This window comes from Pseudomonas sp. B21-053 (assembly GCF_026016365.1).
Classification (GTDB): Bacteria; Pseudomonadota; Gammaproteobacteria; order Pseudomonadales; family Pseudomonadaceae; genus Aquipseudomonas; species Aquipseudomonas nunensis.
The window spans coordinates 3,401,497-3,425,017 of the sequence record NZ_CP087205.1 but is presented as its reverse complement, the minus strand read 5'-3'; the positions used below and the strand labels follow the sequence as shown (position 1 = coordinate 3,425,017).

The 23,521-nt window shown below is 55.0% G+C and carries 23 protein-coding genes and 1 pseudogene; 17 read left to right on the top strand and 7 right to left on the bottom strand.

The window, feature by feature from the left end:
- Positions 1 to 48 precede the first annotated feature (48 nt).
- The 9 genes from LOY68_RS15745 to LOY68_RS15705 all read left to right on the top strand — a co-directional run bounded on the left by LOY68_RS15745 (position 49) and on the right by LOY68_RS15705 (position 11,470).
- Entirely contained in the window at positions 49 to 2,097 is a 2,049-nt protein-coding gene (locus LOY68_RS15745) for a type VI secretion system tip protein VgrG (protein WP_265045666.1), read from the top strand.
- Complete coding sequence (locus LOY68_RS15740) at positions 2,088 to 2,954, top strand: DUF4123 domain-containing protein (RefSeq protein WP_265045665.1); 867 nt, start codon at positions 2,088 to 2,090, stop codon at positions 2,952 to 2,954. The genes LOY68_RS15745 and LOY68_RS15740 overlap by 10 nt, the downstream gene beginning before the upstream one ends.
- Positions 2,955 to 2,983: 29 nt before the next feature.
- A complete protein-coding gene (locus LOY68_RS15735) occupies positions 2,984 to 3,436 on the top strand; it encodes a LysM peptidoglycan-binding domain-containing protein (RefSeq protein WP_265045664.1) in 453 nt (150 codons plus the stop codon).
- The gene (locus tag LOY68_RS15730) at positions 3,402 to 6,536 is read left to right on the top strand and encodes a peptidoglycan-binding protein LysM (protein ID WP_265045663.1); all 3,135 of its coding nucleotides are present in this window, start codon (positions 3,402 to 3,404) and stop codon (positions 6,534 to 6,536) included. Before LOY68_RS15735 ends, LOY68_RS15730 begins: the two co-directional genes overlap by 35 nt.
- An 11-nt stretch (positions 6,537 to 6,547) precedes the next feature.
- Entirely contained in the window at positions 6,548 to 7,537 is a 990-nt protein-coding gene (locus tag LOY68_RS15725) for a tetratricopeptide repeat protein (RefSeq protein ID WP_265045662.1), read from the top strand.
- Between the two features lie 7 nt (positions 7,538 to 7,544).
- Positions 7,545 to 8,510, top strand: a complete 966-nt coding sequence (locus LOY68_RS15720; RefSeq protein ID WP_265045661.1) for a tetratricopeptide repeat protein — start codon at positions 7,545 to 7,547, stop codon at positions 8,508 to 8,510.
- A gap of 12 nt (positions 8,511 to 8,522) precedes the next feature.
- Complete coding sequence (locus tag LOY68_RS15715) at positions 8,523 to 9,491, top strand: tetratricopeptide repeat protein (RefSeq protein ID WP_265045660.1); 969 nt, start codon at positions 8,523 to 8,525, stop codon at positions 9,489 to 9,491.
- Positions 9,488 to 10,471: a tetratricopeptide repeat protein gene (locus tag LOY68_RS15710; RefSeq protein WP_265045659.1), complete on the top strand. Its 984-nt coding sequence runs from the start codon at positions 9,488 to 9,490 to the stop codon at positions 10,469 to 10,471. Before LOY68_RS15715 ends, LOY68_RS15710 begins: the two co-directional genes overlap by 4 nt.
- Before the next feature lie 330 nt (positions 10,472 to 10,801).
- Positions 10,802 to 11,470 carry a YcxB family protein gene (locus LOY68_RS15705; protein WP_265045658.1) on the top strand — a complete coding sequence of 223 codons (669 nt, stop codon included), beginning with the start codon at positions 10,802 to 10,804 and terminating at the stop codon, positions 11,468 to 11,470.
- Positions 11,471 to 11,494: 24 nt separating this feature from the next.
- On the opposite strand, the gene LOY68_RS15700 is transcribed toward LOY68_RS15705, so the two are convergent.
- Positions 11,495 to 11,791: a hypothetical protein gene (locus LOY68_RS15700; RefSeq protein WP_082356617.1), complete on the bottom strand. Its 297-nt coding sequence runs from the start codon at positions 11,789 to 11,791 to the stop codon at positions 11,495 to 11,497.
- A gap of 376 nt (positions 11,792 to 12,167) precedes the next feature.
- On the opposite strand from LOY68_RS15700, the gene LOY68_RS15695 reads away from it, so the two are divergent.
- From LOY68_RS15695 to LOY68_RS15685, 3 genes are all read left to right on the top strand, one after another.
- Positions 12,168 to 12,716 (top strand): hypothetical protein, encoded by a 549-nt coding sequence (locus LOY68_RS15695; protein WP_265045657.1) that lies wholly within the window; start codon positions 12,168 to 12,170, stop codon positions 12,714 to 12,716.
- Between the two features lie 193 nt (positions 12,717 to 12,909).
- Complete coding sequence (locus LOY68_RS15690; protein WP_265045656.1) at positions 12,910 to 13,179, top strand: DUF2790 domain-containing protein; 270 nt, start codon at positions 12,910 to 12,912, stop codon at positions 13,177 to 13,179.
- 91 nt (positions 13,180 to 13,270) lie between these two features.
- Positions 13,271 to 13,666 (top strand): hypothetical protein, encoded by a 396-nt coding sequence (locus LOY68_RS15685; RefSeq protein ID WP_265045655.1) that lies wholly within the window; start codon positions 13,271 to 13,273, stop codon positions 13,664 to 13,666.
- Here LOY68_RS15685 and LOY68_RS15680 read toward each other — a convergent pair.
- Positions 13,663 to 13,932: a DUF1652 domain-containing protein gene (locus LOY68_RS15680; RefSeq protein WP_054046253.1), complete on the bottom strand. Its 270-nt coding sequence runs from the start codon at positions 13,930 to 13,932 to the stop codon at positions 13,663 to 13,665. The genes LOY68_RS15685 and LOY68_RS15680 overlap by 4 nt on opposite strands.
- A gap of 381 nt (positions 13,933 to 14,313) precedes the next feature.
- On the opposite strand from LOY68_RS15680, the gene eco reads away from it, so the two are divergent.
- Together eco and LOY68_RS15670 are read left to right on the top strand one after the other, a co-directional pair.
- A complete protein-coding gene (gene eco, locus LOY68_RS15675) occupies positions 14,314 to 14,796 on the top strand; it encodes a serine protease inhibitor ecotin (protein ID WP_163910033.1) in 483 nt (160 codons plus the stop codon).
- Between the two features lie 176 nt (positions 14,797 to 14,972).
- Positions 14,973 to 15,278, top strand: coding sequence for an NIPSNAP family protein (locus LOY68_RS15670; protein WP_265045654.1), 306 nt, complete (start codon positions 14,973 to 14,975; stop codon positions 15,276 to 15,278).
- A gap of 31 nt (positions 15,279 to 15,309) precedes the next feature.
- On the opposite strand, the pseudogene ilvA reads toward LOY68_RS15670, so the two are convergent.
- Positions 15,310 to 16,305, bottom strand: a pseudogene (ilvA, locus tag LOY68_RS15665) (threonine ammonia-lyase, biosynthetic); the annotation flags it as partial.
- 342 nt (positions 16,306 to 16,647) lie between these two features.
- On the opposite strand from ilvA, the gene LOY68_RS15660 reads away from it, so the two are divergent.
- Positions 16,648 to 16,983 (top strand): DUF2834 domain-containing protein, encoded by a 336-nt coding sequence (locus tag LOY68_RS15660; RefSeq protein ID WP_265045653.1) that lies wholly within the window; start codon positions 16,648 to 16,650, stop codon positions 16,981 to 16,983.
- A gap of 127 nt (positions 16,984 to 17,110) precedes the next feature.
- On the opposite strand, the gene LOY68_RS15655 is transcribed toward LOY68_RS15660, so the two are convergent.
- Positions 17,111 to 18,034 (bottom strand): magnesium transporter CorA family protein, encoded by a 924-nt coding sequence (locus tag LOY68_RS15655; RefSeq protein WP_054046260.1) that lies wholly within the window; start codon positions 18,032 to 18,034, stop codon positions 17,111 to 17,113.
- 7 nt (positions 18,035 to 18,041) lie between these two features.
- Positions 18,042 to 19,616 carry a RimK family protein gene (locus LOY68_RS15650; RefSeq protein ID WP_054046262.1) on the bottom strand — a complete coding sequence of 525 codons (1,575 nt, stop codon included), beginning with the start codon at positions 19,614 to 19,616 and terminating at the stop codon, positions 18,042 to 18,044.
- Between the two features lie 92 nt (positions 19,617 to 19,708).
- Between LOY68_RS15650 and rimI the strand changes: the two genes are divergently transcribed.
- Positions 19,709 to 20,806 carry a ribosomal protein S18-alanine N-acetyltransferase gene (gene rimI / locus LOY68_RS15645; protein WP_265045652.1) on the top strand — a complete coding sequence of 366 codons (1,098 nt, stop codon included), beginning with the start codon at positions 19,709 to 19,711 and terminating at the stop codon, positions 20,804 to 20,806.
- A gap of 115 nt (positions 20,807 to 20,921) precedes the next feature.
- On the opposite strand, the gene LOY68_RS15640 is transcribed toward rimI, so the two are convergent.
- Positions 20,922 to 22,073, bottom strand: a complete 1,152-nt coding sequence (locus tag LOY68_RS15640) for a PQQ-dependent sugar dehydrogenase (RefSeq protein WP_265045651.1) — start codon at positions 22,071 to 22,073, stop codon at positions 20,922 to 20,924.
- 51 nt (positions 22,074 to 22,124) lie between these two features.
- Positions 22,125 to 22,439, bottom strand: a complete 315-nt coding sequence (locus LOY68_RS15635; protein ID WP_265045650.1) for a hypothetical protein — start codon at positions 22,437 to 22,439, stop codon at positions 22,125 to 22,127.
- A 202-nt stretch (positions 22,440 to 22,641) separates the two neighbouring features.
- Between LOY68_RS15635 and LOY68_RS15630 the strand changes: the two genes are divergently transcribed.
- A complete protein-coding gene (locus tag LOY68_RS15630) occupies positions 22,642 to 23,517 on the top strand; it encodes a Ku protein (protein WP_265045649.1) in 876 nt (291 codons plus the stop codon).
- Positions 23,518 to 23,521 lie beyond the last annotated feature (4 nt).

Here is a 23,521-nt window from a genome sequence, read left to right as displayed (position 1 = left end):
AATCCTGCACCATCCGCCCCAGCTTATTCAAAGGACGGAATTCAAGGCATGCTGGACGCGAACGCAACCCATATTACCCTCACGCTGGACGGTGTTTCCGCCGACCTGCAAGTGCTCAGTTTCGTCGGTCGCGAAGCCCTCAACCAGCCGTTCAGTTTCGACATCGAACTGGTCAGCGCCCGCCCCGACCTGAAACTCGAAGAGCTCCTGCACAAGCCTGGCTGCCTGACCTTCGGCGCCACCGGCAAAGGCATCATCCATGGCCTGGTCTATCGCATCGAGCAGGGCGATTCCGGCAAGAAGCTGACCCGCTACAGCATCAGCCTGGTGCCGCAACTCGCCTACCTGCGGCACAACCACGACCAGCAAATCTTCCAGCATCTGACGGTGCCGAAGATCATCGGCCAGGTCCTTGAAGCGCGGGGCATTCTGTCCGACGCCTACAGTTTTCAGCTCGGCGCGATCTACCCGGAACGCGATTACTGCGTGCAGTACGACGAATCCGACCTGCATTTCATCCAGCGCCTGTGCGAAGAAGAAGGCATCCACTTCCACTTCCAGCACTCGGCCAGCGGCCACAAACTGGTATTCGGCGACGACCAGACCGTATTCCGCAAGCTCGCGCCCGTGGCCTACCAGCAGGATTCCGGCATGGCCGCCGAGAAAACCGTGATCAAGCGCTTCAACCTGCGCCTGGAAACCCGCACCACTCGCGTCAGCCGCCGCGACTACGACTTCGAAAAACCACGCATCCTTCCTGAAGGCAGCGCCAAAAGCACCTTCGCCCCGGACCTCGAAGACTACGACTATCCCGGCCGCTTCACCGACCGTGAACGCGGCAAGCAACTGGCGACCCGCGCCCTTGAACGCCATCGCAGTGACTACAAACTCGCCGAAGGCAAAAGTGACGAACCAATCCTCGTCAGCGGCCACTTCCTGGCCCTGAGCGAACACCCGCGCGCCGAGTGGAACGACCTCTGGCTGCTGCTAGAAGTCGTCCACGAAGGCAAACAGCCACAAGTGCTCGGCGAAAACACCACCAGCGACGTCACCGATAACAAAGACGATTTCCACCAGGGCTACCGCAACCGCTTCCTCGCCACGCCGTGGGACGCGCACTTCCGCCCTGCCCTCGAACACCCGAAAGCAAAAATCCTCGGGAGCCAGACCGCCATCGTCACCGGCCCCAAAGGCGAAGAAATCCACACCGACCAGTACGGCCGCGTCAAAGTCCAGTTCCACTGGGACCGCGAAGGCCAGGCCGACGACAACACCACCTGCTGGCTACGCGTCGCCACCGGCTGGGCCGGTAATGCCTACGGCGGCATCGCCATCCCGCGCATCGGCATGGAAGTGCTGGTGTCGTTCATGGAAGGCGATCCAGATCAGCCGCTGGTCACCGGCTGCCTGTACCACAAGGAAAACGTCGTCCCCTACGACCTCCCGGCGAACAAGACCCGCAGCACCTTTAAAACCCTGAGTTCACCGGGCGGCAAGGGCTACAACGAATTCCGGATTGAAGACAAGAAAGGTGCAGAACAGATTTATCTGCACGCCCAGCGGGACTGGGATGAAAACATTGAGCATGACCAGAAGATTCGCGTTGGCAACGAGCGGCATGACACCGTCGAGGCCAATGTTCTAAGCGAATTCAAGGTTGAAGAACATCGCATCACCCACCTCGACCGCAAGAGTGAAGCACGGGCGGATGACCACCTCACGGTTGGCGTGACTCAGCATGTGAGGGTCGGGACTGGGCAGTTTGTCGAGGCTGGGACAGAGATTCACTACAACGCTGGGGAAAAGGTAGTGGTTGAGGGCGGCATGGAGCTCACGGCCAAGGCTGGTGGGAGCTTTGTGAAGGTGGATGCGGGGGGCGTGACGATCAGTGGCGCGCAGGTGAAGGTCAACTCGGGCGGTGGTCCGGGATCGGGGACGCCGGCTGCTCCGTTGTTGCCCGGGCCTATGAAGGTGGCTGATGCCGATGTCGCGGGCAAGGCCCCGCTTCCGAGTCGCCTCAATGAGTCGGGCATCACGCCGTTGTGCGGCAAACAGAGCAACGGCGCTTGCAGCCGTAAGGATTGCACATGCATGTAACCGCCATGAATACCCTGCTGGCCGCACCTCGTTATGCATTCGAGTCGTTGCCCAGGGGACAGTCCAGTCAAGTTCTGTGCTTCATCATCGATCGCACACGGCAACCCGAGGCGATGTCTCGCCTCTATCGCGTCGGCGAACCAATGAACGCGCAGGCATTGTTCAGCAGCACTGAGTTTGCCGAGATCGCCAACGAGGGACCGCTCTGGCTTACCGCGCCTTGGGGTAGCCGCTTGGCAGCCGAAGCCACGCGATTGTGCGAAGAAAACCACTCGGGCATTGCCCTGACCTCGGAAGATGCCACCAAAGCCCTCGCCCACGCGCGCTGGTTATTGAAAGCCAACGACGGATCCGGCGGCCAAAGCTTGTTGAGCTATCACAAGCCCAGCCTGTGGGCCGCACTGGCCTACACCGCCGGTGATAAGTCCATTGAACTGTTCGGCCCGTGGCAAGCGGTCTACAGCCCTGCCCCGAGCCACTTTGGTAAAGACCGCGGCGCATGGCTGGCGTGGACAGCGAACCCGGAACCGAAATGGCGTGGCGATGGCCCAGCCTTCAACCTGCCCGACAACGCCGTAAAAATCCAGGCGCGACTGGGATGGCTGTACTGGGTCGATGAGCAATATGTGGCATTCGGTAAACCGGGTGACGACCGGATCGAGGAAATTACCGAGAACCTGGACCTTTTGCTGCAAAACAACATCTACGAAGGTGACCATTTGCTCAAGCTCGCCCCCGTCGTCGACGGGCCGTTGCTTGAAACCCGGCCCGAAGCCATGGCCATCCTGCAATCCAGGGAAGAGTCGTTCATCAAGGTCGAACAGCTGATGCAAATCGCATCCGCCAATCCCCAATGAACCCGACGCAACAACAGAACGGAAGCACCATGGAAACTATCAATCATTCAGTCGTTCTTGATGAAACCCTCAGTGAGATCGCAGTTCGCTACAACACTACGGTTGCCCAGTTGCGCCAGATGAATCCTTTTATTGCCAACCCGGATGAGATTAAACCGGGTTGGAATCTTAGCGTCCCCAAAAGCGCTCAGACTGAAGTCGCTGCGCAACCAGCCGCTGCGCCTGTGGAGCCTGCTCAACCGACTCAAAAGACTGAAACCCCAAGCACTCCAGCCACAAAGCCTATCGACTTGGGCCCCAAAAAAAGACTTTACAGAAACGTGTGCCCCCAGCTTCAAAGATCAACCAAAGCCTTGTTCCAGCACATTTGGCACCGCCATTTATGCAACCGACGAACAAGAGTTTTGGTTACTGCCCGAGCGGGCGGCTTCCTCGATGAAGGAGGCAATGCACGCACTCGAGAATCAGATCGCACCGAGTAAATCCCGCGATGAGCGCTTGAAAGGGTTGGACGACAGCGGATTACTGAATTACTTCCTTGAGCCAAAACTAAGTAATTTCCTCGCAGGCGATGAGCGCCAACGAATGGAGGAGATTGAAGCCCAGGAGCCAAATATCGAAATGGACCCGGGGATGGTCCTGCGCAGCCGTCAGGAAGTAAAACGCGCGAAAGAAAAGGATGTTCCCGCGGCAGGAGCGCCGCCAGCCGATACCCAGCGCTCACGGATAGATCAACTTCAGGCAGATGCCGACACGCAAAACCGCATCCGTAACGATTACAGCGAACTGCATAAGTTACGCCGCGAGTGGTTGGCCCTCAAAAAAACTGCGATTGCCGCTGCGGTGAAGAAGGGGCATACCTACGAGAACGGTACGCTGTTCGCGCCCGAGGCAATCGAAGCCCGTGCCCGCGTCCAAAACTATCTGGAAAAACGCAAGGCGTTAATCAGCGAGGGCGGCATCAAGCCACAGGCGCTGGAAGATATTGCCAAGCTCCTGGATACCGACAAGAAAAAGCGCGATGAACTGCAGAAGTGTCTTTACACCTGTGAAGGTGATACCTACGCCTATGTGGCATGGAAGCAAGGCGAAGCCAAGTCGTTTGCCTACCACGAATACACTGACGCGATTATCAAAGTAGCCGAATACGGAATTGCGCTGCCTGAGCACGCACTCATCAGTGGCAGTGACATCACGTCAGGTATCGAGCAGTTCAAGTTGTACCTCGATACAGAAAAGCAACAGTCGGAAATCAACGAGCGTCTTCGTACAAAGTACAAAAACTGGATCGAAGCTACGGGTCAAAACGCCCAGGCACCTGCCGGTCTGGTTGAATCCGAACGCACCGAATGGGACCGGCTACAAGTTGTGAAGCAAGGGCTATATGAAAAGGCCAAGCAAAAAGTCGCCGCTGACGAGATTCGGCGTCACTTGCTTTGGGAACCAGAGCAGTTTGAGCCTCAACCAATTGATCGCCTTGTGAAGGAGGGTTTTCCGCTAAGGGAAGTCAGCACGCTCGGTGCAGGTGGCGCGCCATTGAAATGGTTCAGTTTACTGACCCTCAAAGGTGCGCCAAAACTGCTTGAGGAAGACTTGAAAAAAGCCGGCAAGAGCATAAGCAAAATTCTCGACGGCATTCCAGCGAATGGAGACGGTGGCGCAACTAAAAACAGCGCACAGAAGGTGTTTGGCCAATGGTTGGAAAGCCAAGGCGCACTGAGAATTGGAGATCAGGTCGGCGATTGGTTTGATACTAATGGCTGGTTCAATATCGACAAGTTCTATAGCTACCTGCAAAGCAATGGCCATAAAGTGACTCAGCTTGAGGATGCCGGCGCACGCAAAGAATGGGGCGAGCATCTCAAGCAGGTAGTCTTCAAAAAGAGTGTTCGTGGTGAAGTGCGGCTTTTTGACAAGAGCCCGCAAGCGCAATTCGTCCGCTGCCTGGCGCCGCCACAGAAAAAGCTGCATGGCGAAGGGAAGATGGAAGGCCCCTCATTCTCTGCCGCTGAAGGTTTCAAGACATCCGCCAGCGCATCGCTGAGCTTTGATTATGCGCGAGGTGAAGTCGAACTGCTCAAAGTCGACATGCCGACGCGCGAAAGCGCCAAGGACGTAACTGTCGATTACTACCTTGAAGGCAATCCTCAACTACAAACCTTGAACCTCGGCCGCATGTCCTTCCACTTCGGTGCCCGTGCATGGGGATACGCCGGCGCATCGCTGATGCTCGCCGGCAGCATTGAGCTGTCTCCCATAAACGGCAACGCCAAATATGGCGCGACACTTAGCCCGGTCAAAAAGGCACAACGCGAAGATGCCGAAGCCAAGGCAGAGCGCAAGACCCACGAAGACACGATCGCCGCCAAAACCGCCAGCGGTGATACCAGCCCTACCCCAGACCTTGTGTACCAATCAAAAGCTCCGACAGTTGTCGACACCAAATCAAGTGGCCAAGTCCTGTCCGGCAGAGCCGCCAATGTGCAAATTGAAAATGGCATGAAGGCCAATTTCAATTTGTTCGCAGGCGTACAGGCAGGCATCGAACTGACAGGGGCTCTGAATTGGGCTCCGCCGAAAGCGCTGGCTGCGTTGCGTTCCGCTCCTTCAACCGGCGTTAACAACAGCAAAGAGGCCACAAGCGCCAGCCAATGGCTGACGCTTGCCAACCTTAGTGGCTCGTTAGGCGCAGCCTATGGTGCGGGCTTGCAGGGTAATGCTGGAGTTTCGCTGGACAAGGGAAAATTCATCCTGAATCTTAAAGCAACTGTTGTTCTTGGACCGGGCGCAAGTGGCAGCTTCAAATTTGAAGTGGGCTATGAGGCAGTAGTCGAACTTATCAATATTTATCGTCGTGAGTTGTATAAGGCTAAAGGTGCTTCGATTAGTTGGATTACGCCGGAGGCGGCTGAGCAGGCTTCCAATCTGAATGCATTGGGCGCGATAGGGCTTGATGTCGGCATGATCTATTTGATGGGATTAAATGCCATTATGAATCTCTACGAAGCCATGATGAGTAGTGGCAAAGGTGGGGTTATTGCTGACACCATACTTGAATATCAAAATCAGGATGAGCTCAAGAAATGGTTTGTTGAAGCGACGCCTGCCGCATTAGGCCCAATTCTCATGACCCTTATTTGCGCCCCTGAAGAATTCTCTGTCAACACGCTAGCAAAAGAAGGCGAGGCAGATAACAACAAACGTACATACACAAGAGATATGTCCCACGCACTTCAGCAACGAGCCATTGAGAGAGTTCTATCTTGGATATGTAACAGCGCCAAGGAGAAAAATGTTTTGCCGCAAGCCCAAGAACAGTTCGAGACAGCATGCAGCAGCATGAACAAATTCGGAGTAAAGCCCGCAGACGCAGGGCAAAAGTACTGTGAAAACCGATACAAACTAGACACCTTCATGGCAGTTCCGGTGCTGAAAATGACTGAGTCTCGAGGGGAATTGGCGAGAGAACGTTACAAAGATGTTGTGGAGCTACTAGGCGCACGGATGAAAGACACCTGCAAGGTAGTAATTCATCAGAACAGCTACTTCCCTACAAGCTCAATAAAATATGTTGGCACCTGAGAGCACTCGCAATGAATAATCTGAAAATCTTTAACCGTTATGTTATTTGCTTTGCACTCCTATTTTCATGCTTTGAAACCAGAGCATCCATTACTGCAGAGCAATCAGCCGCCAAAGAAAAAGGCATTGAGCTTTACAATCAATTTAAAGCGATTTCTGCGCTTCCCTTTCTACAAGTCGCCGCCAAGGCCGGCGACAGTGAAGCTCAGTACTATCTTGGCGAGGCAATAAGAAAAAATAAACGATATATAGACGCAGAAGCGAAAGAAGCCTACGAAGACGCAGCCAAACAGGGCAGCATTTATTCAATGATTAGACTTGGCCAAATGGAGAGTGATCTCTGTGCAACCATGAATAATTGCCCAAAAAGCCAAAAGGCGCCGAAGGAATGGCTTGCTAGTGCAAAAGCATTAGCAACTGCAGAAGCGGCACAAGGTAACGCCGAGTCAATGTATCTATTGTACGAGATTACCGGCGATAAAAAATGGCTAGAGCAGTCAGCAGAAAACGGGTTCTCTCTCTCGCAGTATTTATTGGCAACTGAATATCGTGAAGGTGGCGGATTTTTTCTGTTGCCTTCAAATCGGATGGATGCGGTAGAACGCTGGATGAAGGCGTCCGCGGAGGGTGGTTATCCTAGGGGCATGAGTGGACTGGCAGCGGTCTTGCTAGAAAAAAAGGACCCAGAAGGCGCTAGAGAATGGACAAAACGTGCTGCTGCCACGGGATATGTAGAGGCCATTTTTAACTACGGATACTATTTAGCGGGAAAAAATACCGAATTCGGATTTCCCGTAGACTTTGTGAAGTCATATGCCCTGCTGTCGCTTTTTCTCGAGCTCGACGGTGGTGGCGGTGCTAAAGATGATGCCGAATACGTCATATCCAAAATCAAAGAGAAGATGAATCAAGCTGAACTGGATGAGGCAGATAAGTTTGCTGTCAATTGGAAAAAAACACACCCACCGCTCTCCTTTTTCCCATTCAAACTAAGCCGCTAAGTACGCGATGAAAAAAGGGTTAGCCTTTTCTATTACTTTACTGCTTTCATTTAATGTATATGCGCAGTCCCCCATTGAGCCACAGCGCTCGAAAACCCAAGGACTGACGCTATACAATCAATTCAAAGCCATCTCGGCAGTACCGTATCTGGAAATAGCTGCTGACAGTGGGGATCATGAAGCTCAATACTATCTCGGCGAAGCTTTACGAAAAAACAACAAACACATGACACTTGAAGCTCAAACTGCATATGAAGCGTCAGCTCTCCAAGGAGATATATATGCAATGATAAGGCTCTCTCAGCGAGACAACGATCTTTGCGCAGCAATGAGCAACTGTCCAGCTGAGAAAAAATCACCCAGCGAGTGGTCGAAAAGCGCATTGGAGACGGCAACTAAAGAAGCTGAAAAGGGTGATAGCGAGGCGATGTATTTGATGTACCGGATCACCGGCGATGATAAATGGCTTGAAAAGTCAGCAGAAGGTGGTTTTGCATTATCACAATATTATCTAGCGGCAGAATATCGTGAGGGCAAAGGTTTCTTCCTGACACCTTCAAAACGAGCTGATGTCGTCGAACGCTGGATGAAAGCTTCTGCAGAGGGTGGCTATCCTCCTGGCATGATGGGGCTCGCTGCAGTTTCAATAGAAAAAAAGGATCTTGAAAGCTTCCGAAACTGGAACGAAAAAGCAGCTGCTTCAGGGTATGTAGAGGGAGTATTTGGTTATGGCTCTTACTTAAGAGAAAATCCATCCAACTACGGATTCAAACCTGACCTTGTTAAATCTTATGCCCTACTTTCTCTCCTTTTCGAACTTGACGGGGGTGGTAATGTACGACGAGATGTAGAGGATGTGCTACCGAATATTGCAAAAAAAATGTCACCTGAGCAAATAAACGAAGCCAAACGCTTTTCAGAGGGTTGGAAATCTAGCCATCCGCCACTTTCTTTCTTCCCTGATAAGCTATGAAAAACTGACACTATGAGAATTTATTTTTTGCTCATGTTCCTCATAATCGCTCCCCTTTCAGGTTTTGGTGCTGAGCTTACTGTTGAACAACAGACCGCAAAAATGCAAGGCGTCAGACTTTATAATCAATTCAAAGCCATCTCGGCAGTACCGTATCTGGAAATAGCTGCTGACAGTGGGGATCATGAAGCTCAATACTATCTCGGCGAAGCTTTACGAAAAAACAACAAACACATGACACTTGAAGCTCAAACTGCATATGAAGCGTCAGCTCTCCAAGGAGATATATATGCAATGATAAGGCTCTCTCAGCGAGACAACGATCTTTGCGCAGCAATGAGCAACTGTCCAGCTGAGAAAAAATCACCCAGCGAGTGGTCGAAAAGCGCATTGGAGGCGGCAACAAAAGAAGCTGAAAAGGGTGATAGCGAGGCGATGTATTTGATGTACCGGATCACCGGCGATGATAAATGGTTTGAAAAGTCAGCAGAAGGTGGTTTTGCATTATCACAATATTATCTAGCGGCAGAATATCGTGACGGCAAAGGTTTCTTCCTGACACCTTCAAAACGAGCTGATGTCGTCGAACGCTGGATGAAGGCATCCGCCGAGGGCGGCAACCCGCAGGGTATGCTGGCATATGCGGCAATTCAGGGTCGGAAAAAGGACTGGGAACAATTCAGGCACTGGAACGAAAAAGCTGCGATGACAGGATATGTCAGCGCTGTTTATGGCTATGGATCCTATTTAGCAGGGCAATCACCGGAGTACGGCTTCAAGGAAGATTTAGTCACGGCTTATGCCTCTATCTCCTGGGTACTTGAACTAGATGGTGGGGGCGGCATGAAAGAGTTTGCACAGGCTGACCTTCCTGTAATTGTCGCCAAAATGACTCCAGAACAGATTGAGAAGTCAAAAAAGATGCTAATGGAATGGAAAGCGAATCGCCCGCCGTTGTCATTTTTCCCTGACAAGCTATGAGAACTAGTACTTTGAGAGCGTATTTTATTATTGCCCTCCTGATGCTCGCCCCTCTTTCAGGTTTTGGTGCTGATCTTACTATTGAGCAACAGACCGCAAAATCTCAAGGCATCGTACTTTACAATCAATTTAAAGCGATTTCCGCAACGCCACTACTTAAAATTGCTGCAGACGCTGGCGATCCCGACGCCCAATATTATCTCGCTGAAGCCATTCGTAAAAACAAGAAATATATGACTGCCGAAGCGCTTGGCGCTTACGAAGCATCAGCCCTCCAAGGCAACATATACTCAATGATAAGGCTTGCGGGGGATAAAAATGATCTTTGTGTCGCCATGGGGAACTGTCCAAAAGGCAGAAAGGAGCCCGAAGCGTGGGGAAAGATGGCCTTAGACACTGCTAGTTTAGAAGCAGCGAAAGGAAACGCAGAAGCGATGTATTTGATGTATAGAGTTACTGGCGATGATAAATGGTTAGAAAAATCTGCTGAAAAAGGATTCGCATTTGCGCAATATTTTTTAGGGATTCGTTACCGTGGAGGACACGGCTTTTTTTTGCTGCCTTCTAGCCGTGCGGAGGCCGTCGAGCACTTAATGAAGGCTGCAGCTGAAGGCGGTTACCCTCAAGGTATGTTGGAGTATGGTGCGATCCTGGCGGAGAAAAAAGACCTGCAAGGATTCAGACTCTGGAACGAGAAGGCCGCAGAAACTGGCTATGCAACCGCAGTGTTTGGATATGGATCGTACCTAGGAGAGGAACATTCGGAGTTTGGCTTTCCTTACGACCCCGTAAGATCCTATGCTTTACTCCATTTATTACTAGAGTTAGATGGCGGAGGTGGAATGCCGGACTATGTAAACTTCGCACTACCTGACATTTCTGCACAGATGACAGTTGAACAAATAGAAAAAGCAAAAAAACTTTCTCAAGAATGGAAAGTGTCGCACCCACCACTGTCATTTTTCCCTGACAAACTCTAGATAAAGAATGCTAACAAAATGTATATTTGTATTTCTCGCACTTGCAGAAATGTATTTCCGAATTAACGCAAAGCCTGCTCTAGCTGAAAAACCCGCGAAGGCGCAAGAAATTACATTCTATAGGCAATTCCAATCAACTTAGAACTACCTTTGTGGGAGTCTGCGGCGCAAGCAGGAGAATCGGGCGTTCAGTACTATCTTGGCTAGGCAATAAGAAACAATCGATATATAGATGCAGAAGCCTAAGAAGCCTACTAGGACGCTGCCGAAGCTGCTGGAAGTAGAGCCCGTTAAGCTCAACAACATCGAATGAAGAGAATTTTCAACGCCATGGAATTGCAATTCACCATTACTCCCGAGCACACACAGCTCAGAGTCAACGAACAGCTTGAGCAAGCAATGCTCAAGGATGATCAACTGCAGGCCCGGCTGTTGGGCCATGTGGCACGTGTTCAAGACCGTTTGCTCGCGCCACTGTTGTTTATCCTGGGCTTGGCTGGCGGCATGCTGGCGATCTATTTTCCTGCGCGCGAGTCAAGTCCCCAGAAACTCATCTCCATGGCTCTGTTTGGGGTGATCTTCGTGGTGTTCTGGTGGTGCTTCACCGCTCGCCTGCTAAGCCATTTACGCAACCGTATCGCCGACAATCGTGCGAAGCCGCGCGCGCCATTTCGCCGTACGAATCAGCGTCTGATCGAAATGAAACTGCGCATTCCCCTCAAGGCGGCTGAAGGCGCTTATCGTCTGCAATTCGACGACGAGGGCTTCACTCTGATTAATACCAAGGGCGCGAAAGGCGGGTTGGCCTGGGGGAAGATCGTGCGTTTCAAGGAAACGCCTGACTTTTACTCGGTGGCCTGCGCCGAGCTGGATCGCAAGGACAAGGCCTATCACATCCCCAGGCACAGCGATGTCATGGATGCGGAACAGTATCAGCAAGGTTTGGAACTGTTCTTGAGCCGGGTGCCCGCCTCTGCCGCTTTAAAACCTGCCTCATAGGAGGCAGGTGTGTATCAGCAGGCGTCAGGCCGGCGCTGTCCAACCCAACATCTGCTGTTGCGCGACCTGCAATAGGTCGCAGCCGTCTTGCGTCAGCAGATACAGCGCGTGGGTGATGTGCGGAATGTCCTGGACATCACCGTTCTTGAAGCACTGGCAATGGAGCGTTTCGAGCAAGTTGCTGGAGGCACGGATGCGCTGTAGAGCGGCTTCGAGAATGTCTTGGGGATTGGCCTCGGTGTCGATGACCATGGGGTTTGTGTCGGTAACGTTGCTTTTGATTGAACGATAACGACCGGGAACAGGATTTAACGTTGGCATAGTGATTACTCATCTGTTTTGAGGTAACCGCCAGCACCGTGACCAAACGATGGGAGGCGGACTGTGCACAGGCTTGGTCAACCGAGAACAGAAACTCAGCTCGCCCGAAGGCGTCCTGCACACAGCCGCCACAACAATGCGTCTTAAGGACATAGATGTCCGCAAGGCGAATCATGGCACACATGTGTGCACTGTTCTCAGGTGACCAAACCTGTTCGCTGATTTTGCAGCGAGGCCAAACAGTAAACGCTGCAGGCCTGCCGGCGAAAGTCGACAACACGCCCAAGCCTGTAGGAACGGTACGAAGCTTTCTTAGGATTTTTCACCCCGACCGGGTAGCGCTGTAGGACCCCACAACAGAATGGACTCACCCACAATGAAATCACCCTGGCCATACCTCTTCGCAGTGCTGCTAACCACCCCGGCCTATGCGCAACCACTCAAGACAATCCTCACCTGCCCTTTAGCCGGCCACTCCAAGGTATCGCTGCTGGCCGAGCCCGCCGAAGACGGCCATCGTCTTTTCATAAAACTCGACGGCAACACCCACATCGCCTTCACCGATATGCCCCAAGAGGACTTCATCGGCCGCATCGTCCTGGCAAAGTGCGTGTCCTCAACCCTGATGTTCGCCCTCGAATACGGCTCGCCCTATATGAAAGGCGTCGTGCTGCGCAAAAACCCGATCACGCACAGCGTCGAGCAAATCAATTTTGCCGAGAAGGCCCTGCCCCGTTGGCTCTATCTGGGGCCGCAGCAAATGCGCCTGGTCATGCCGAACGAAGGCTATGAGGTGCCGACGAAGTTACTGCTCTATGACTACGTGGCCGGCAAAGGCCAGGCTGAAACGGCTGTCGGCATTGACACGCTTCCCGAGACGCGCGGTTTTAAAGTCGTGCACTTGGAGAGGCGTTCTTATAACTAACTTACCGGTCCTACATGAAACCTCTGTCAGAAACCGCCTCACGACAGGTGGCATCAAGTCGCGTTAACCATCGCTTAACCCCGCGGTCCAAACCTGTACGGGACCGCACGCCTTCAGGCTCTCCTGATGCCCAGTGCGGCAGGTTCGACGCTTTCACGTCGAGCTGACTTCAAGCCTGCACCGGAGAACTTCCATGAACATACGCACGTTGCTGATCACCATCGCCGTCGCCTGCACCGCATTCGCCGGTGTGGCCCAGGCTGCTGACACTTCAACTTCCCAGGCTGTGCCGTACAAATACGGTATGCCGCTGAATGTGGGCAAGGTGATTGCCTTGACCGAGCCGTCGACCCTGGACTGCAAAGTGGTCAAGGCGGACATGAAGTACATCGACAGCGCCACGGGCAAGCCTTCTGAAATCACTTATCGGAAATTGTCTGACGCCTGCAGTTATCAAAACTGACGGAAGGCTCTGATTCGGCGTTTTGCGGTAGGCGTGTGAGGGTTGTGGCGCTATGCTTTGGGCGCCTCCCTCACTGCCGCAAGGATTCGCCATGCAGTTATCGTTTCGTACGTTATCGACGTTCACCGCCGCGTTGTGTTTCGCACTGGCGTTAGTGTGGGGTTTGATGCCGGATCGGTTGCTGGCGATCTGGAGTATTGAGTATTCGTCAGCGGCGGGATTGGTCGCGCGGCGCAGCGCGGTGTTGTTCGCAGCGCTGGGGGTGATGTTTTATCTGATTCGCAATGAAGCGCCCTCCTCAACCCGCAGTGCGTTGTGCACCGGGTTTATTGTCGGCTGCTGGGGGCTGGCGGCACTGGGCTTCGGCGAATGGCTGAATGGTCATGCCGGGCCAGGGATTTTGCTGGCGGTCGGGGTCGAACTGGCGCTGGGCCTGGGATTTTTCCAGACCCGGCGCGTGTCGGTGGAACTTGAAACAGCGGGCTAAAGCGCTTTTCGGTCAAGATGCAACGGCTGGACTTGCGCCCTGTGCTGCATGTCTGAACGAAGCTCGGCGATCAGGTCGTTGATTTCCCGACAACCATTCAAGCGTTTGGCGTTTATGCCGGTCACCAACAGATCGAGCTGATCGGTTTGCGTGTCGGCATAGACTTTGATGGTCATCGACAGGTCCGGCGACAGCGTGCATTGACAGCGCTTCGGCAGGAAGCTGCTTTCAATGATATTGCGAAGTTCCAAGGCAGATAGAAACATGGCGACCCTCTCCTTAATGTGAGACTGCCAATCAACATAAATATCGGTCTGTTCGGAGTGACCCGTTTGTCGTCCATGCGGGCCTGAATACTCCAGACTTGACCGTTCTCTCGTAGCGCCGCTGGCTCATTAAAATCACCGGCCAGCTAAAGACAGCTACAGCATAAAACATGCCTGTAATTCCGCTTTGCATCTCGTCGGCAAATCAAAGGTTTACAGAAGTTGCGGGCAAGATGCCTCATGCAATTTGCAAGAAAGACCGGTCGAAGCCCTGCAAATTGCAGGCATCCAGCGCGGGGTTGCATTTACCGGAAATGAACGTAAAAAATGCTACCCAATATTTCAGTATCCGCTGACCCCACTCACACGCAAGGAGGCATCATGGGTTCTTTGACCTTTATCACTACCGTCGGGCTAATAACTGCCGGGCTGTCGTGCGCCGTACATGCCGCAAAACTTGAAGATGTCGCGCCGTTCCCCAAGGCCGAAAGTGGTTTCACTCGCCAGGTGATTCATCTGGCGCCGCAACCCCAGGAAGATGGCTATCAGGTCGAAGTTCTGGCGGGCAAGACCTTGAACGTAGACTGCAATCGCCAGCGCTTGGGCGGGATACTTGAAGAGAAGAATCTCGAGGGCTGGGGTTATCCGTTCTATCGCCTGGAAAAGGTGATTGGCCCGATGAGCACGATGATGGCTTGCCCGGATGGCAAGACCAAAAAGGACTTTGTGCCGGTGGTCGGCGACGGGTTCATGTTGCGCTATAACAGCAAGTTGCCGATCGTGTTGTATGTGCCCAAGGATGTTGAGGTGCGTTATCGGATCTGGTCGGCGTCGAGCAAGGTTGAGAAGGCTGTTCAGGAATAAGCCACCGCAGCCAGCTCAGGCACAAAACCCTGTGGGAGCGAGCTTGCTCGCGATGACGGACTGACATTCAACATTGATGTTGGCTGACAGATCGCTATCGCGAGCAAGCTCGCTCCCACAAGGGAATTGCGGTATTCCATCCTTCATTGTCTGGCATTAAACACGGGAGCTGCCTTTTGATTACCTGCCACGTCAAATATGTGATCGACCCCTACCAACTCAGTGAATTCGAATCCTACGCCCAGGCCTGGCTCGGGATCGTCGAGCGTTTGGGCGGGACGCATCACGGGTATTTCCTGCCATCCGAGGGCGCAAGCAATATCGCCTACTGCCTGTTCAGTTTTCCGTCGCTGGCGGACTACGAAAGCTACCGCCACATCGCCATGACCGACCCGGAAAGTACGGCGCTGGTGGCCTCTCTGGTCGAGAAGAAGTTTATCGTCAGCTACGAGCGCACGTTCCTGCGTCCGATGTTGCCCTGACCTGCGTTCACGCCGGCGCGCCACAAGCAGCGGCGCGCTCGGCGACATGGCGCAGGCTGTCGAAATTGATATTCGCGCCCGAGTCGATGGCCACCAGGGTCTGACCGCGAGCGCCGGTTTGAGCCACGTACTTCTTGATCCCGGCCACGGCCAATGCGCCGGAAGGCTCGGTTATCGAGCGGGTGTCGTCGTAGATGTTCTTGATCGCGGCGCAGAGTTCGTCGTTGCTGACGGTGATCACCTCGTCGACACAAAACCGGCAAACCTCGAAGCCATAAGCGCCGATCTGCGCCACCGCCACGCCATCGGCGAAGGTGCCGACGTTGGGCAAAACCACCCGTTCACCGGCCTGCAACGCCGCCGCCAGGCACGCGGAATGTTCCGACTCGACGCCGACGATGCGCACCTCCGGCCGCAGGTATTTAACGTACGCAGCGATGCCGGCGATCAGGCCTCCGCCACCGACCGGAATGAAGATCGCGTCCAGCGGGCCCTGATGCTGGCGCAGGATTTCCATGGCGACGGTGCCCTGCCCCGCGATCACGTCAGGGTCGTCGAACGGCGAGACAAAGGTGCGACCGGTTTGTTTGGCCAGGTCCAGGGCGTGTTCCAGCGCGAACGGAAAACTCTCGCCATGCAGCACTGCGTCGGCGCCCCGACTTCGCACGCCCAACACCTTCAACTCGGGCGTAGTGCACGGCATGACGATGGTCGCGGCGATCCCCAACTGACGGGCCGCATGCGCCACGCCTTGGGCATGATTGCCGGCTGAAGCAGTGATCACGCCGCGCCCCTTTTGCTCAGCGCTGAGCTGCACCAGTTTGTTGTAAGCGCCGCGGATCTTGAAGGAAAAGGTCGGCTGCAGGTCTTCGCGCTTGAGCAGGATCTGATTACCCAACGCCTCGGACAATGCAGGCGCCGGTTGCAGCGGTGTGCGCACCGCCAGTTCATACACTGGTGCGGCGAGGATCTTTTTTACGTAGTGCTCAAGCAAACTCTGTTGGGCGTCGGCGCTGTTCATACTCATCTCTCCTGTTCTACACGCCCGGCGTAGGAGCTGCCGAAGGCTTCGATCTTTTGCTTTTTGAAGATCAAAAGATCGCAGCCTTCGGCAGCTCCTACACCGGGCGTATTCCGGTTCAAGACCCAGGAGACAGAAAGTAAAAACCCGCCTCTAGGGCGGGTTGGGTGCTGCAGTCGTGAGCTAGCCCGCCAAATAAGGAATGGCGGTAATAATGCTTGGCTGGCAGCGCAATACGGTGGAAGTCATGGCTGGAAATTAGCCGGGCATTGGTGGCAAGTCAATGGCCAATTTTGTCGGGCCTCTGTAGGCTGGCGATTCTGCTCATTGTCCCCAAGGAAGGAAACCATGAAGTCTGTCGCCCTGCCCCTGATTGCCCTGATCGCGTTTGCCGGCTACACCGTTTCGGTGATGTTGCAGGCGGAACAGTCGTTGATCGAGTTTGGGATCAGCCTGATGTCGCGGCCGGATACAGCGCAGGTGGTGATTGATCTTTATCTGTTGGCGACGCTGGCTGGGGTTTGGATGTACCGGGATGCTCGTCAGCGTGGTCGGTCGGGGTTGTCGGTGATGCCTTATCTTTTGCTGACGGCTGTTTTTGTGTCGATTGGGCCGTTGTTGTATTTGGTGGTTCGGGGGGTTCAGGATCGCAAAGATTCGGTCAGGTCAGCTCAAGAGGTCTGATCCTGGACTAGCGGTGTTGTTGGGATCGCTATCGCGAGCAAGCTCGCTCCCACAGGGGATTTGTGAACACCACAGAACCAATGTGGGAGCGAGCCTGCTCGCGATGGCGGCCTGAAGAGCGCCACCATCACCTGGCCAAGCGCCTGAGCCCCAACACCATCACCCCGGCGCCAAGCATCATCGCCGTCAGGAACAGCGGATAGGACACCCACCACGGTGTCCCCGCCGTCATCATGCTGAACTCGGACATGCCGCCAATGCTGGCAATCAGGTTCAGCGGCAAAAACACCACGTTGATCAGCGTCAGTTTGCGCAGCAGGTTGTTCATGCTGTTGTTCATCAGGTTGCCCCGGGCGTCGATCAGCCCGGAGAACACCGTGGAGTAGATTTCCGCCTGTTTGTAGCACTGGTTGTTTTCGATGATCAGGTCGTCGATCAGGCCGATGGCCTCGGCGCTGAAGTGCTCCTTTTCCGCGTGGTTGCGCAGGCGGGTCAGCACGGCGCCGTTGCTGTGGATCGCGTTGATGTAATAAATCAGGCTCTCGCTGAGGTTGAACATCTGGATCAGGTGCTGGTTTTCCATTGAGGCGTTGAATTTCTGCTGCAACTCCCGGGCAACCAGTTTGATCACCTTCAGGTGGCCCAAGTAGTGATGGATGTTGTTGAACAACAGATCCAGCAACACATCCAGCGGCGTATTGAGCCGCTGACGGGTGCCGAGGCCATGCAGCGGCGAATCGTCGGTGGCGATCACCAGCAAGCGGCCCGGCGAGAACAGCAAGCCGCAGGACGACACCTCGAAAGCCAGGCTGCCAGCGCCGGAATAGTTTTCCGGACGTTTCCAGATCAGGAACAGGTTGTCGGGGTGAAACTCGATGCGCGACACCTCGTCGGGGTCCAGGGCCGAGGCCAGGGCGTGTTCATCGAGCTTGAAATGGCTGTGCAGCAAATCGCGTTCAGCGGCGTCGGGGTTGCTGAACAGCATCACCTCGGCGTCCAGCCGTTCGACGGTGTGCAGGGCGCCGTGGGTCAGTTGAAAACTCTTGATCATCGGCCGCTCACCAGGCCTGGCCGCGACGTTTAAGCTCCAGGCGGCGCACGAACTCTTCCAGCACCAGCGAGTACAAATCGTCCTGCAAATAGGCGTCTTCGATGCCGGCGTCCATGTTCGGGTTGTCGTTGACCTCGATCACCACCACTTTGTCGCCGGATTGCTTGAGGTCGACGCCGTAGAGGCCATCGCCGATCAGGTTGGCAGTCTTCACCGCCAGCTCCACCACGGCGCGCGGCGCTTCGTGGACCGCCAAGGTGCGGCATTCGCCGTTGATGTCTTGGCCCTTGGCCTTGTGGTTGTAGATCTGCCAATGGCCCTTGGACATGAAGTACTGGCAGGCGAAGATCGGTTTGCGGTTGAGCACGCCGATGCGCCAGTCGTACTCGGTGTAGAAGAATTCCTGCGCCAGCAACAACACCGAATGCTCGAACAGTTCAGCGGTGGCTTCAAGCAAGGCTTGTTGGCTTTCGACCTTGATCACGCCTCGGGAGAAACAGCCGTCAGGGATCTTCAACACCAGCGGAAAGCCCAAGCGCTCGCCGACCCGCTCGAAGTCTTCCGGTCGTTCCTTGTAGAGAATTTCAGTGGCGGGCATGCCGAGTTGATGGCTTTTCAGCAAGTCAGTCAGGTAGACCTTGTTGGTGCAGCGCAGGATCGACGTCGGGTCGTCCATCACCACCAGCCCTTCGCTTTCGGCTTTTTTGGCGAAGCGATAGGTGTGGTTGTCGACACTTGTAGTCTCGCGGATCAGCAGCCCGTCGTATTCGGCGATGCGCGCGTAGTCCTTGCGCTCGATCAGCTCGACGTCGATGCCCAGGGTTTTGCCAACCCGGACGAAATTGTCCAGGGCCTTGGCGTTGGATGGCGGCAACGCTTCCTGCGGGTCATGCAGGATCGCCAGGTCATAACGGGCCAAACGCCGGGAACGCGGCACACGCCAGATCTTGCGACTGAAACTGTCCAGGGAGTTAGCGAACTGGTCTTCCTGATCTTCGCGCAACTTATGTAACGCGCCGAACTTTATACCTTCGATGTGCCAACCGTTAGTTCTTCTAAACTCAACCAGCAATATCGGACACGGAAACACTTCAAACAATTGTCGCGCCAGATCCTGCAAAGGTTCGATATTTGTCTTACCGAAATACAGGGTTAGCGTGAACCCCTCTGTATCGCTGTAAAGATGATTACTGAGGGCTTTTTCCAGGGGTTTGTCCAGATCATCCAGGGCCAGCCCGTAAAGGGATTTACGCGTCAGCTCGCTAATGGTTCGTACCGACGGTATGACCTTGTGTCCCCGGGCCTCGGCCAGCAGCGAGCAGTAGTAGCCGTGCCCCAGGTACTTGTAGCTTCGGCACAGGTTGATCACCTGGACCCGTTTGCCCTGCTCGTTGTCGCGGGTTTGTTCCAGATATTCCTGGGCCGTGACGATGTCCTCGCTGGGGAAATACGACGCCCAGTCTTCCTTGCGTTCTACGATGATAATCAACTGACTTGAAGTTCTGACTGCATCATTTAAATAAGTTGCCGCCGGCAAAGTTTGCTCGGATACTTCGCGCCAATGACCTTGTACCGCTGACATAGTGATTGATCCGTTGGAGAACAAGACCTTTCCTATTAAGCACGAACTTTTTCGAAAGTCCCGTTTCGTTACGCAACTTTTACGGCGGTCATATGAATCCTGTCTTTCGCTTGGCGGTAGTTGAAGACTTACCCGCGTTGCTCCAACTCGAAGAGCAATGCTTCACCACGGACCGGCTCACCAGTCGCAGTTTTCAATGGATGATCACCCGCGCTCATGGGCAGTTGCTGATTGCCCAGCACGGGGAGCAACTGGTCGGCTACGCCGTGGTGCTATTCCACCGGGGCACGTCCCTGGCGCGGCTGTATTCGATTGCCATCGCTTCCGAGGCCAGAGGCAATGGCTTGGGCAAGCAACTGCTGGAGCGGATCGAAGCCTGTGCGCTTGAGCACGATTGCGCCTATTTGCGGCTTGAGGTGCGTATCGACAATCCAGCGGCGATTGCTCTGTATGAGCGCAATGGTTACCGGCGTTTCGCGCTGATTCATGACTATTACCAGGACCACGCCGATGCGTTGCGACTGGAGAAACGCATCCTGCAGCACCGCGATTCGCGCAATATCCAGGTGCCCTGGTATCGCCAGACCACCGACTTCACCTGCGGCCCGGCCTGTTTGCTGATGGCCATGGGGGCATTGCAGCGGGATCGGTTGCTGGAACGTCGGGAAGAACTGCAAATCTGGCGTGAGGCGACCACGGTGTTCATGACCTCGGGCCACGGTGGTTGCAGCCCTCAGGGCCTGGCGCTGGCGGCGTGGCGACGCGGGTTTCGTGTGCAATTGCAACTGAGCATGGCCGGACCGTTGTTTCTCGATGGCGTGCGCGATGAGCATAAAAAGGACGTAATGCGCCTGGTGCACGAAGAGTTCACTGCGCAGTTGCAGGACACCGATGTGGAACGGGTGATTGGCGGGACGCTCGATCTGCCTCGATTACTCGACGCGGGTGGTCAGCCGCTGGTGTTGATCAGCAGCTATCGCCTGACTCGCTCCAAGGCGCCGCACTGGGTAATGGTGACGGATTGCGATGAAGAGTTTGTCTACCTGCATGACCCGGATGTAGATCACAGCCAGCATCGCCAGCCCATGGATTGCCAGCATTTGCCGGTGAGTCATGGGGAGTTTGAAAAGATGTGCAGTTTTGGGCGGGGGAAATTGCGGGCGGCGGTGATTCTCTATGTTCGTAGATGAAAGGAGCCTAGAGTTGTGTTGGCTTTGAGGCCGGCTTCGCGAGCAAGCCCGCTCCCACAGGGGAATGCATTCCAAGTGTGGGAGCGGGCTTGCTCGCGAAGGCGGTGGATGGGTTTCACTTCAACCCGACTTTGTAAATCGCGCCATCATCCTCATCCGTCAAAACATACAAATACCCATCTGGCCCCTGCCGCACATCGCGGATCCGCGCTTTGAGCTCGCCCATCAAACGCTCTTCATGCACCACTTTGTCGCCGTCAAACTGCAACCGGATCAGTTCCTGACTCCCCAGTGCGCCGATAAACACGTTGTGCTGCCAAGGCTTGAAACGATCGGCGTCATAGAACGCCATGCCGCTGATGGCCGGTGAGACTTCCCAGACATGGTGCGGCGGCACAGTGCCCTCGGCGGTCTTGCCCGTGGCTTCCGGGATCGGCTGGCCGGAATAGTTGATGCCGTTGGTTGCCAGCGGCCAGCCATAATTCTTGCCGCGTTCGATCACGTTGATCTCATCGCCGCCCTTGGGGCCGTGCTCGTTTTCCCAGATCGTCCCGCTCCACGGATTCAGCGCCAAACCTTGGGGGTTGCGCTGGCCGTAGGACCAGATTTCCGGACGCACACCAGCCTGACCGACAAAGGGGTTGTCATCCGGCACCTTGCCGTCCGGGTAAATCCGCACGATTTTGCCTTGCAGCTTGTCGAGGTCCTGGGCGGTCATGCGGTCATTGTTTTCGCCAAGAGAGATGAACAGATAACCGTCACGATCGAACACCAACCGCGAACCGAAGTGGTTACCGACCGAGAGCTTCGGCTCCTGGCGGAAGATCACCTTGAAATCCTTGAGCGTCGTCAGGTCATCGGACAAACGCCCGCGCCCCACTGCGGTGCCGGCCTTGTCGCCTTCCCCGCCACCTTCGGCGTAAGACAGATAGACCATGCGGTCCTGCTTGAAGTCCGGCGACAACACCACGTCGAGCAAACCACCCTGCCCCTTGGCCCAGACCTTCGGCACGCCGCTGATTGGCGCCGAGCGTTTGCCATCGGCAGTAACCACCCGAAGGTTGCCGGGACGTTCGGTCACCAGCATGCCCTGGCGATCCGGCAGAAACGCCAGGGCCCACGGGTGCTCCAGGCCTTTGGTGATCGGCGTGACCTCGAGGGTGCCTTGTTCGCTTTTCAGTTCCTGGGTGGGCGCCGCGAAAACAGGCGCGGCGGAGGTGATCAGTGCGCTGGCGCAGAAGGTGGCCAGGAGGGTTTTACGCAACATGCACGCTTCCTTTTGTGGTTCGAATGGCTGACAGAACCTCAGTTCTGCCGTTCAACGGTTGCTGCTGTCCGAGTCCCGGGGTGGTGGATTGGGAATGAATTTCGGTGGCGTACTGGGGGCCGCTTTGTTTTGCGGATAGCGATTGCCAATACCGCCGTTTTCCACGGTCGGCGGACGCGGCACGGGGGCGAATGTCGGTTGCCGGGTGGCCGGTTGCGTGCCTTGCATGCTGTTGGGGTTGGCCCGGTGAATCGGGCTGTTGTAGGGATTGTTATTGCTGCTGCCGGTCGGGCTCTGGGCCAGGGCCACCGGGCCGAGCAAACCGCTCAAGGCCAGCACGGTGCAGCCGAACACAAATCTGTTCATGGAGAGCCTCTCTACGGATACTGGAATAGAGTCTTCGATGCCACGCTACGCCCGACGTTCGGATTTGTTAACTGAAACCTCCTTCACAGATGTAACACCCGTTTGCCGCACCGCTTATCCCCCCGCCAGGCCTGGGCGAAAGCCGCTGAAACTTTTGCGCCGGGCCACGGGTCACCTGATCATCACTTGCGAGTAGACGAAGATGGCCCGAGCAATCTGGAAAGGCGCAATCAGTTTTGGCTTGGTGCACATCCCTGTGGCACTGGTGTCGGCGACTTCATCTCATGGGGTGGATTTCGACTGGCTCGACAGCCGCAGCATGGACCCGGTGGGCTACAAACGCGTCAACAAAGTCACCGGCAAGGAAGTCACCAAGGAACACATCGTCAAAGGCGTCGCCTACGAAAAGGGCCGCTATGTGGTGCTCAGCGAAGAGGAAATTCGTTCGGCGCACCCGTTGTCGACCCAGACCATCGACATCTTTGCCTTTGTCGACAGCGAGCAGATCCCGCTGCAAAACATCGACACACCCTATTACTTGGCGCCGGACAAACGCGGTGGCAAGGTCTATGCGCTGCTGCGTGAAACCCTGAGCAAAACCAACAAGGTCGCCCTCGCGCATGTCGTGCTGCATACCCGGCAACATCTGGCGGCGCTGATGCCGCTGGAATCAGCGATGGTTTTGGTGATGCTGCGCTGGCCGGCGGAAGTGCGCAGCCTTGATGAACTTGAATTGGGCAGTGAAGTGACCAAACCCGAGCTGGCCAAGGGTGAACTGGACATGGCCAAGCGCCTGGTCGAGGACATGAGCGCCGACTGGAAACCCGAGGATTACCGCGACAGTTTCGAAGACAAGATCATGGCGCTGGTGGAGAAAAAGGCCAATGAAGGCAAGATCGAGGACGTCGAGAGCACCGCCGGCGAAGAGGAACGTAAAACTGCGGATGTCATTGATCTGACCGAACTGCTCAAACGCAGCCTCGGTGGCAAGGCAGCCAGCAAACCGGCGGCCAAGCCGCGCAAAGCCGCCGCCGAACCGGCGCCGGCGAAAAAGGCCACGAAGAGTTCTCGTGGCTGACCGC

Excerpts from the sequence above, each read along its gene's own strand:
- LOY68_RS15630 (WP_265045649.1), top strand. The coding sequence starts at position 22,642 with ATGGCCCGAGCAATCTGGAAAGGCGCAATCAGTTTTGGCTTGGTGCAC.
- LOY68_RS15720 (WP_265045661.1), top strand. The coding sequence starts at position 7,545 with ATGAAAAAAGGGTTAGCCTTTTCTATTACTTTACTGCTTTCATTTAAT.
- LOY68_RS15695 (WP_265045657.1), top strand. The coding sequence starts at position 12,168 with ATGAAATCACCCTGGCCATACCTCTTCGCAGTGCTGCTAACCACCCCG.
- LOY68_RS15705 (WP_265045658.1), top strand. The coding sequence starts at position 10,802 with ATGGAATTGCAATTCACCATTACTCCCGAGCACACACAGCTCAGAGTC.
- LOY68_RS15740 (WP_265045665.1), top strand. The coding sequence starts at position 2,088 with ATGCATGTAACCGCCATGAATACCCTGCTGGCCGCACCTCGTTATGCA.
- LOY68_RS15635 (WP_265045650.1), bottom strand. The coding sequence starts at position 22,439 with ATGAACAGATTTGTGTTCGGCTGCACCGTGCTGGCCTTGAGCGGTTTG.
- LOY68_RS15690 (WP_265045656.1), top strand. The coding sequence starts at position 12,910 with ATGAACATACGCACGTTGCTGATCACCATCGCCGTCGCCTGCACCGCA.
- LOY68_RS15730 (WP_265045663.1), top strand. The coding sequence starts at position 3,402 with ATGCACGCACTCGAGAATCAGATCGCACCGAGTAAATCCCGCGATGAG.
- LOY68_RS15735 (WP_265045664.1), top strand. The coding sequence starts at position 2,984 with ATGGAAACTATCAATCATTCAGTCGTTCTTGATGAAACCCTCAGTGAG.
- eco (WP_163910033.1), top strand. The coding sequence starts at position 14,314 with ATGGGTTCTTTGACCTTTATCACTACCGTCGGGCTAATAACTGCCGGG.
- LOY68_RS15715 (WP_265045660.1), top strand. The coding sequence starts at position 8,523 with ATGAGAATTTATTTTTTGCTCATGTTCCTCATAATCGCTCCCCTTTCA.
- LOY68_RS15685 (WP_265045655.1), top strand. The coding sequence starts at position 13,271 with ATGCAGTTATCGTTTCGTACGTTATCGACGTTCACCGCCGCGTTGTGT.
- LOY68_RS15680 (WP_054046253.1), bottom strand. The coding sequence starts at position 13,932 with ATGTTTCTATCTGCCTTGGAACTTCGCAATATCATTGAAAGCAGCTTC.
- LOY68_RS15725 (WP_265045662.1), top strand. The coding sequence starts at position 6,548 with ATGAATAATCTGAAAATCTTTAACCGTTATGTTATTTGCTTTGCACTC.
- LOY68_RS15745 (WP_265045666.1), top strand. The coding sequence starts at position 49 with ATGCTGGACGCGAACGCAACCCATATTACCCTCACGCTGGACGGTGTT.
- LOY68_RS15700 (WP_082356617.1), bottom strand. The coding sequence starts at position 11,791 with ATGCCAACGTTAAATCCTGTTCCCGGTCGTTATCGTTCAATCAAAAGC.
- LOY68_RS15655 (WP_054046260.1), bottom strand. The coding sequence starts at position 18,034 with ATGATCAAGAGTTTTCAACTGACCCACGGCGCCCTGCACACCGTCGAA.
- LOY68_RS15640 (WP_265045651.1), bottom strand. The coding sequence starts at position 22,073 with ATGTTGCGTAAAACCCTCCTGGCCACCTTCTGCGCCAGCGCACTGATC.
- rimI (WP_265045652.1), top strand. The coding sequence starts at position 19,709 with ATGAATCCTGTCTTTCGCTTGGCGGTAGTTGAAGACTTACCCGCGTTG.
- LOY68_RS15710 (WP_265045659.1), top strand. The coding sequence starts at position 9,488 with ATGAGAACTAGTACTTTGAGAGCGTATTTTATTATTGCCCTCCTGATG.
- LOY68_RS15660 (WP_265045653.1), top strand. The coding sequence starts at position 16,648 with ATGAAGTCTGTCGCCCTGCCCCTGATTGCCCTGATCGCGTTTGCCGGC.
- LOY68_RS15650 (WP_054046262.1), bottom strand. The coding sequence starts at position 19,616 with ATGTCAGCGGTACAAGGTCATTGGCGCGAAGTATCCGAGCAAACTTTG.